This is a genomic window from Emticicia soli, from assembly GCF_037860775.1.
Classification (GTDB): domain Bacteria; phylum Bacteroidota; class Bacteroidia; order Cytophagales; family Spirosomataceae; genus Emticicia; species Emticicia soli.
The window spans coordinates 88,989-97,741 of record NZ_JBBEWC010000017.1 but is presented as its reverse complement, the minus strand read 5'-3'; the positions used below and the strand labels follow the sequence as shown (position 1 = coordinate 97,741).

At 27.8% G+C, this 8,753-nt stretch carries 7 protein-coding genes; 2 read left to right on the top strand and 5 right to left on the bottom strand.

The window, feature by feature from the left end; translation table 11 throughout:
* Positions 1–53: 53 nt before the first annotated feature.
* The 5 genes from WAE64_RS22385 to dndC all read right to left on the bottom strand — a co-directional run bounded on the left by WAE64_RS22385 (position 54) and on the right by dndC (position 6,157).
* The gene (locus WAE64_RS22385) at positions 54–1,430 is read right to left on the bottom strand and encodes a DGQHR domain-containing protein (protein WP_340240023.1); all 1,377 of its coding nucleotides are present in this window, start codon (positions 1,428–1,430) and stop codon (positions 54–56) included.
* A complete protein-coding gene (locus WAE64_RS22380) occupies positions 1,430–2,152 on the bottom strand; it encodes a hypothetical protein (RefSeq protein ID WP_340240022.1) in 723 nt (240 codons plus the stop codon). The genes WAE64_RS22385 and WAE64_RS22380 overlap by 1 nt, the downstream gene beginning before the upstream one ends.
* A gap of 190 nt (positions 2,153–2,342) precedes the next feature.
* The gene (locus WAE64_RS22375; protein ID WP_340240021.1) at positions 2,343–2,738 is read right to left on the bottom strand and encodes a DndE family protein; all 396 of its coding nucleotides are present in this window, start codon (positions 2,736–2,738) and stop codon (positions 2,343–2,345) included.
* Positions 2,739–2,749: 11 nt separating this feature from the next.
* Complete coding sequence (locus tag WAE64_RS22370) at positions 2,750–4,831, bottom strand: AAA family ATPase (protein ID WP_340240019.1); 2,082 nt, start codon at positions 4,829–4,831, stop codon at positions 2,750–2,752.
* Positions 4,832–4,849: 18 nt separating this feature from the next.
* Positions 4,850–6,157 carry a DNA phosphorothioation system sulfurtransferase DndC gene (gene dndC / locus WAE64_RS22365; RefSeq protein ID WP_340240017.1) on the bottom strand — a complete coding sequence of 436 codons (1,308 nt, stop codon included), beginning with the start codon at positions 6,155–6,157 and terminating at the stop codon, positions 4,850–4,852.
* Positions 6,158–6,618: 461 nt separating this feature from the next.
* Here dndC and WAE64_RS22360 point away from each other — a divergent pair, with 461 nt between their 5' ends.
* Positions 6,619–7,722, top strand: coding sequence for a hypothetical protein (locus tag WAE64_RS22360; RefSeq protein ID WP_340240016.1), 1,104 nt, complete (start codon positions 6,619–6,621; stop codon positions 7,720–7,722).
* Entirely contained in the window at positions 7,712–8,665 is a 954-nt protein-coding gene (locus WAE64_RS22355) for a hypothetical protein (protein WP_340240014.1), read from the top strand. The genes WAE64_RS22360 and WAE64_RS22355 overlap by 11 nt, the downstream gene beginning before the upstream one ends.
* The last annotated feature ends 88 nt before the right edge of the window (positions 8,666–8,753 follow it).

Below are 8,753 nucleotides of genomic sequence, written 5' to 3'. Positions count from 1 at the left end.
CTCACTTGAAGACAACTCCAAGTGAGTAGTAAAAATACTTGACACAGTTCAGTTTACACTCCCACATTCTGTATTTTTTCATTAAACCATAGCAAGTAATTCTCACGAAAATCATTTTCAAAATTCTGTACATTGCTAGGAGACCCTAAAAAAGATAGATTGCTAATTATACCATTTTTAATTTTTGTAATACTAGCCTCTCCACCTGTCTTTCCATAGGGACCATCACTACTAAAATCTACATTTTCTAAACCTCTTAAAACTTCTATAAATGTATCTGTCTTTAAATCTTTTACTCTATTCCAATCACCTTCTAGTTTGTCTTTTAAAATAATTTGAAATAAAAAACTAAATACTTTTAAAAGTGCAGTAACACCCAAACCTTTTGATATTACACTACTTTCAGGTTGAGCCCAGTCAGTTTTAATTGTTTGTACAGCATTAAAAAATCTTGCTAGAGTCCTAACTATTATAATATGTTCATTTACATCTTTGTAGAATTTTAAAAAAATAGGAGGATATAAAGTATTTTTAGCTTTTGAAGATATAAATCTTATTGTGGAGTCAATAAAAAATGCTTGAGATATTGATAGCAGTCTTTTCTTATCTTCAGGATAATTTCTAGGTGTTACACCTAACATTTTTATTCTTCCATGAAAAGGACTTTCTGGTATTTCATTCAAAAGCTTTGCAACATTATGCATGAATGAGAGTTCATTCATATCCCTAGCAAATTCTCCAGTAAGTTGATATAATAGGGATTTATTTACGGGCTTTTGTTCATAATTTATAGTGTAAAACTGCTTAGCAATAATTGACCTATCAAATCCAATTAAAAATGAAATTATTAAGTCATAATTATTTTGAATACTATCAACGGTTTTCTTTAGTCCTTCAAGTCTATGTTGACCATCAATAATTAGTACAGAATTTTTAATAAATGGTATATATAAAGAATACATATCATTATCAGTATTCTTTTTTAAGAAGCTTAAGTAGTTAGGTTTATCAGTTATTGAGAAATAGTCTTCTGAAGAGCTATTCTCGTTTAGATTATAATCTTCCCAATTATTTATTAGTTCACAATTTGCAATAATTGTATTTGGAAAGAAAGCATATTCTTCTTCATTTAGAAACTTTGAAATGCTGGATATACGTTCGGTATTAGCCTCTCGCTGAAAATCTTTTTCTTTAATTTTTGTTTTATCCTCTGTTATTAAGTGTTCATAATAATCAGATTCTTCTGGAAAAGAATTAAGTAAAGCAGTATGCTTTTCTAAATCATATTGAGCAGGCCGAACAGTAAATATTTCTAAAAAATCAGACGCTTTTATTTTACCAATATAAAAACTCTTTTCTTTTTGATTAATTTGAACAAGGTCTATGCTAAGATAGGTATTTTGCCCTGATACAATCTTTTGAGTATTCATTATAATAGTCCTCCTTGAGTTTTTATTTGTTGTTCCATATCAACAAAATCTTTATTATTATTATATCCTAGAGATTTTAGATATTCAGCAATTAAATTTTCATTATCAAAAAAATTTGTTTGAATTACGGTAATAAATCTGCCTATTATTACAGAAAATAGACTTAAGATAATTATTGCTGAAACATAATAGTATACTTGAGGTTTAATTTTGGGATTTAGCAGCGAACCAACTTGGATAAGGTATAGAAAAGCTCCAATAAAAGTAAATAAGTTTATTGTCAGCCTTAATTTTGCTTTAATTGACTCAATATCTTCTAATATACTTCCGGCAATTTCTTTAGGAATATGTTGCTCACTAATTTTTTCATTTGCTAAAACTAGACCAGTTCTCATTACATTAATTCCTAATAAAGTAAAAGAGCCAGTGATTGTTAACTCTAATAAGCCCTTATCGAATTGTATTTTACCAAAATCATGACTAATTAATGTAAGAAGAATAGGTATATAAATAATAAATAAAGGGAATATAAGATTATTTGCGAACCATAAAAGCCTTTTTCTCTTCTTTGAATTTAAAGCAAGTTTTAAAGTAGATATTTCATTTTTTGAGAATATAAGCATGGTGCAAATTATACCTATAAAAGTTGTATTTCTTAAAGTATTAATTTTTCCAGAAAACCAATTAACTACTATTCTCTTTTTTGTAATTGTTTCACTCATAGAATAAAAAATTTAATAATTGCGAATAATATAAGCGGTAGTTTCATAAAATTTCTTATCTTATGAAACTACTTTGAAAAATATAAATTTAGAAATGATATTAAAATAAAAAGTCGGAAGATAAGTAACAGCAAATAATAAAAATAAATATATGATATATTTTTATTTTATGGTAGCAAGATAATATTTATTAGAAAATAAAACTTAATCCTTCTTCAATTTTTTGAATGAGGAAATCGGGGCCCGTTAGATTCGGATTATCTTTAAATTCACTATTGATGGCAGTTAATCCTTCATCAATATGCATTTTTATGTATTTAGGAATATCTTTATCAGTTTTATATAAATTATAATGTTGGCAAATTAATGCAACATAAATATAAGCATTTGCTCCAAATAATACATTTTTACTATATTCTTTTCCTTTTGAATCTTTAATTGTTGTTAAGTTTAATTTTTCTCCTTTAGATAGAGAAATGGCAAAGGCCAGTCTAGCAATTATATTTTCGGAGCCTAAACTTAGCTTTCGAGATAATTCAGATACTATTAATTTATTTTCTAAAGAGGTTTTTATATTATTAAACATGAGTTAATTTTTTAAAAGTTAATATTTAATTGAGAGTTAGGCTCATAAATACTATCATAGTGTTTAAAAATTTTCTCTGGCTCTATTTCTGCAAAACTTGAATAACCTTGGTCTATACTTGTTATAAAATAGGCATCGTTAATCCTAGGTAATAAAAGATAATATTCACTTTCAGTAAGCTCTTTTTTCAATAAAGGCAAAAGAACTACTTGTTCAGAGATAAAAGGATAAAACTCTGAAATGATATTTTTTGTATGATATGGGTCAAATTTTTGTAAAGGGCTATCAATAAAAATCGGGAACTTTATATTGGATTCATCTACTAAAGCCTTTAGTAAAGACGTCGCATATAATTGTTGCTCTCCTTTAGATAAGCTTTCTTTAGGAATGATTTCTCCACGTTTATTAAATAAAAAAATATCGATTAAATCATGTTCTATAGTTACTTTTACTTTATCAACAAAATTTGATTTATGCATCAATTTATTTAATTCAGCTTTTATCTTACTTTCTAAGGATTGCTTTTTATTGTTTTTGAGTTTATAAATAAAGGAATCCAATTCAGTTATTAGCCTTTGTGCTGTCTCGTCTTTTAGTTTATCCGATTCCTCTAATCTTACAATTTTAGACAGTTCCGCTTCTTGTTTTGCTTTTATAATGAGCTCTCTACGATGATTTTCAATTTCTATACTTAGTTTTATTATTTCGCTATCAATTTCATCAATTCTTTTATCGATTACATTTTTCTCTTTACGAATCTCTTTAATTAATAAGTCATTTTCCTTAGATTCTGCATCTGTTATTTGTCTCACAACTTTATTAAACAAAATTCGATTGTTCCGTATCTCCTTTGTTACTTGCTTAAACGTGTAAGAAAAAGCATATTTAATATTATTAAGAATGGCGTTGAATTCATTTATTTCTACATCTTGAAAAGAGTGTAATATTTTCTCTTCTTGAGAAGGTTGAACATCTCCTTTAATCAAGTGTTTACTAATAATATCGTTAATATTTACTATTAATTCTTTAGATAAATTTAATTTCTTTAAATCTGAATTAATCTTTTTAGAAAGCGATGTTGCGGTTTCTGGATTAAGTTGAAGTTTGGTAACTTGTAATTCATATTCTAACTGTTTCTCTAAAGATATAATTGTCTTAGAAGCTATAGCAAAAGGTGCAAGCTCTAATAAATCTTTTAATTTGCTTTTTAAGCCCTCATGTTCATCAATTAGATTTTGTTTTAATTTCTTTAGCTCTGCTAGCTCCGTATCACTCATAGAGTTACCTTCACGGATTAGTTTTTCTTGCAATTGTTCAGAAAATCCTTTTTTATAAAGTTTTTCTTCTTGTAAGTTTTTAATATTTATTTCATATAAATTAATAAATTCTTTACCTGTGTGAATCTCTTTATTTAAGGTTTCCAGTTTTTTACGGTCATTTACTGTAGCTGAATTTCTTCTAAATCGAATTCTTAGATTTTCGAGATTTTCTTTTAAATCTTCATATTTTTTAATACCCAATACCTCAGAGTAGGCTTTACTTAGATTTTTTTTATCCTGTAAAGACTTCATCTCTGCTAGGGAAACAATTTTTTCGGCATCGAAAAAGAAAAATTTTGCTATCTCTTTAGGCAAAATAAAATCATTGATGAAAATATCGTTTCCTACTTCTTTAGTTAATTCATTTTCGTTTCCGTCAATTAGAATTCTTATGGAATCTTCCTCCGTTGTTACATTAAAACTACGGACTATAGTAATAACCTTACAAGGAATTGCAGGAATGAAAATATCGGTAATTGTTATAGATACACTATATTGAGTATCGCCTTCGGAATGGGCAAGATTATTTAAATTAGAAGACGCATATTTCTTATAGCCACCAGAATCGTAGATTTCCTCCTTATATTTTTTCTCCACATCTTGCATGAACTTACCATAAAAGCACCATACTAATGAAGTAAGGAAAGATGTTTTACCAAATCCATTATTACCGGCAATTATAGTTACATTTTTATTATCTTCACGTTTAAAGGCAATTTGATTCTCACCTTTATAAACTCTAAAATTATTGAGATAAACTTTACTAATAAACATATTTTTATATAATTGGCCCTATAAGTGATTTTGAATATGATTTTCTAATTTATTTTCCAGGTCAGTTTGTAAACCCCTATTATTCATTAGAATAGTACGAGTTTTTTGCAATGCTAATAAATCATTTAATAACTCGAAATCTTTTGGGTTCTCTTTACATATTTCCTTTAAAAGAGTCTTTTCTTCTAAAACTTTATCATTAGTTTCAATTTCTATATTAGTCCCATTTACTCTATTATAAATATCTGCAACGTTAAAACTAAAAATATTGTCTCGATACCAAGTTACTTGGATAGCTACAAGTTCTTGATAATTAATTAAAGAAATATCAGACTGTTCGGCTTGAATTTCACGTTGAGCGACTAATAACTTTTCTAAAAATTCTGCTCTAAAGTGAGGTTTATACGGCCCTAAAACGCCTTCTATTTGTTGCCCATTCCTTCTTCTAACTTCTCTAACGCTTTCTAAGTCACGAGTATTTACCAGATAATCTCTAAGTTCCATCAAGGGTATCATCCACTCCTCTCCATTCGCAACTAGAGCTTCAAGAGATTTATCCCTATTAACCACTGTACAAACCCAACACCCAAAACGACTATTTCCACAAGATGAAGTACTAGTATCAATTACTAGTGGACAATCACCACTATTAGCATTTTGGTAAAGAGTTACTAACTCCTTATTATTTGCTCCCCAAGGAGATGGAACTTGTTGTAAATAAGTCCATAAATCCTTTATTAGTACATTTTTTATAGGTGAATATACGTGGGCATTCGGAAGGGTCATATGTTTACTTAGCCGTCTCCCTTTAACTTCATGTTTTTTAATGCTTTTAGCTCTAGTAGAGCTCTCATCACTACGAGTTCCTAAAAGGATAATAGCTTCTCCTTCTTCGTTAATTTTATTAACTATAAATTTTGTAGTAGGGCTTATCTTTAGTCTTTCAGTACACCAGCGAAAAAGATTGTTAGGAGCCGGATAACCTTTTCCAAGTAAATTTACCCAAAATGTATCTTCTAGCCGTGGAATTGTTTTATGTATTGTTAACGGAATATTTTGAACTAATGCAGCTTTCTCAATTTTGAGTAATATTTTATCTGTGTATTCGACAATTTTAGGATTTTCGACTAGAGTGTTATTACAAACTACATAAATATGTCTTTTATAGTATATTTCAGGTAGGCTAGCAATAGCAGTCCAAACTAACTGTAGTAACATTGTTGAATCTTTTCCTCCGCTAAATCCAACAATCCAAGGACGATAGTTATCATCTTCCATGTATTGTTCTTGAATTTCTTTTTCAATTTCTTTTGTATCTAGTGCCATAGATTTATCTTTTATTTTAATCAGAACAAAGTTTTATAACTCTTTAAGCTAATTGCATTTCGCAAAGATTTTCTTTAGGTTTGAAGTACTTTTTGGAGCTCTAATTTGTAAGAATATTAGTAGTATGAAAGCTTAGCAAATTGTATTTTAAATATTATCATAGTAACAAATGTAATAGCTTAGAGGAAATTTTGCTATCATTTTCTATATTAATAAAAACGTATTAAAGAGAAGTAGAAATTTTGCTATCAAACTTAGGATATTTTAAAGTAGAACTTAATTTTATAATTAATGAAAGTATTGTGGACAGTATTGCATTAATTTACTATAACTTTTATCACAATATTTGCATTTTATCTTAGCTAAGAGAATAGCTTAGGATTTTATAGTTCTAAAGCTTTTGCTTTAATAATTTTAAGATTTTTAGTAGATTAATGCGTTAAATGTATATCTAACTATTCATGGAAAGAAAATTCCCTTTTATTGAAAATATTCCGATTGAAAATTTAAAATTGGACTTATTAAATCCACGTCTCCCTAAGTCGAAGCAAGGAAAGGATGAGAAAACGGTCATTGAATATCTATTATTAGAGGCTGCAACTGAAGAGTTAATGATTGCTATTGGTAAAAATGGTTTTTTTGCTGGAGAGCTATTATTAGTGACAGAAGATTTAACTGAAGAAAACAAATATATTGTTATTGAGGGTAATAGAAGACTTACTGCTGTAAAATTGTTATTACATCCATCTTTAGCAACTGTAAAAAAAGTGAGTGTACAGGAAATTTCTACAAATGCACATTTTCACCCTAAAGAAGTTCCTTGTTTAATATTTAAAGAGAAAGAAGAAATATTAAAATATCTAGGTTTTAGGCACATTACTGGAATTAAATCTTGGCGACTTTTAGAGAAAGCAAGATATCTATCTGAAATGAAAGCCAGAGACTATTCGATTATTTCTTTTCAACAGTCATGTGTAGAAATAGCTAAAATTATTGGTAGTAGAAGCGATTATGTAAAAAGGTTACTTATAGGGTATGAGCTATATAAACTGGTAGAAGATGAAAAATTTTATCAAATAGATGGTTTAAACGATACAAGATTTTATTTGAATTATTTTACTGATAGCTTGAATAAAGAGAACATAAGAAAATTCTTAGGTGTAAATATAGATTCTGATAACCCGCTGGAAGGAATTAATAAAGTAAATCTAAAAAAGATTATATATTGGTGGTTTGAAAAAAATCAAGGGCAATCTAGAGTATTAGGAGATAGTGAGGGACTAAAACTACTTGATGCTGTAATAGGCAACTCTGATGCGCTAAATTCATTTGAAAAGAATGGTACTACTATCTACGAAGCTTATGAAATGACTGATGACATGGATATCCAATTTGAGAATAAAATTAGGGACTCGCTTAAAGCAATAGAGCAGGCAGATAAAATTTCTAATAAAGTTAAAACTTTTTATATAGAGCTCTACGAGGATTTAAAATCTATAAGAAAAATTGCTCTTAAAATTAATGATTTTAAAGATAAAATTATTCAACAAGGAGATGACTTTTGAAGAGAAATTTGAAGGGTGTATGAAGAATTTTCAAAATCAGTCATCCCCAGGTTATACAAGAAATGATTTATATTTATATGCAGACTTTATAGAATTAATAGCTCTATTTTCTAAGGATGGAGTCGTATCTGTTGGAGATATTCTAGATAGATTTTACGGTACGATTGAGTATAGTAGTCCTGAAGCCAAAGACGAAGATGAAATTTTTATAAAAAAAATATTTGAGTTGTTGAAGGAAAGAAGTGAGTTATATAATACTTATTATCCATATTTATTTGACGATAATGAGGTTTTATTAAGCACTAAGCCTAATATATCAGAGCATAATAAATTATATATTTATCTTTTAATATCATCAAAACTAAATATATTTAACGATTTCACTAAAGAACTGACAACAGAATTTGAATATATATCTAAGGAGGTTTTAGAAAAATTTTTACCTAATAATGCGATTGTAAAGAATTTTGGTAGAAATACTGCTTATACTGGAAATGCAAGGAATAAAATTAAGCAATTAGCAGCAGATTTAAATTTAACTGTGGATGATTATGAAATTCAACAAATAGCAGAAAGAAATAATCAAGAAAGGGGCCTAGATATTGTTGGTTGGATACCATTTGAGGACAACTGTATGAATATTTTAGTTTTCCTTGCTCAATGTGCCTGTGGTAAAAATTATGAAGTTAAGCAGCATGATGCAAGAAGATTTAGAAACTATTTAAATTTTTACAAGTTAGAACCTATACTTATTATGTTTATCTCTTATTCATTAATTAGTTTAAGAGATAAAAAGTTTTATCATTCAGATTTAGTGGAAAAAGATTATTTAATCTTTGAGAGAAAAAGAATAATTGAATTATATGGCTTTAGTAATTTTAGTGCTATGAATTCTTATAAAATTATCAATGAGTGTATTGCATATAAAGAAAGCTTAGTATAAGGTTTTTTTATATGCAATACACTCATACTTTTAAAAGTAATTTATAGTATATTAATATAGATAATTTAGAGTTTAATATTTCTACAAA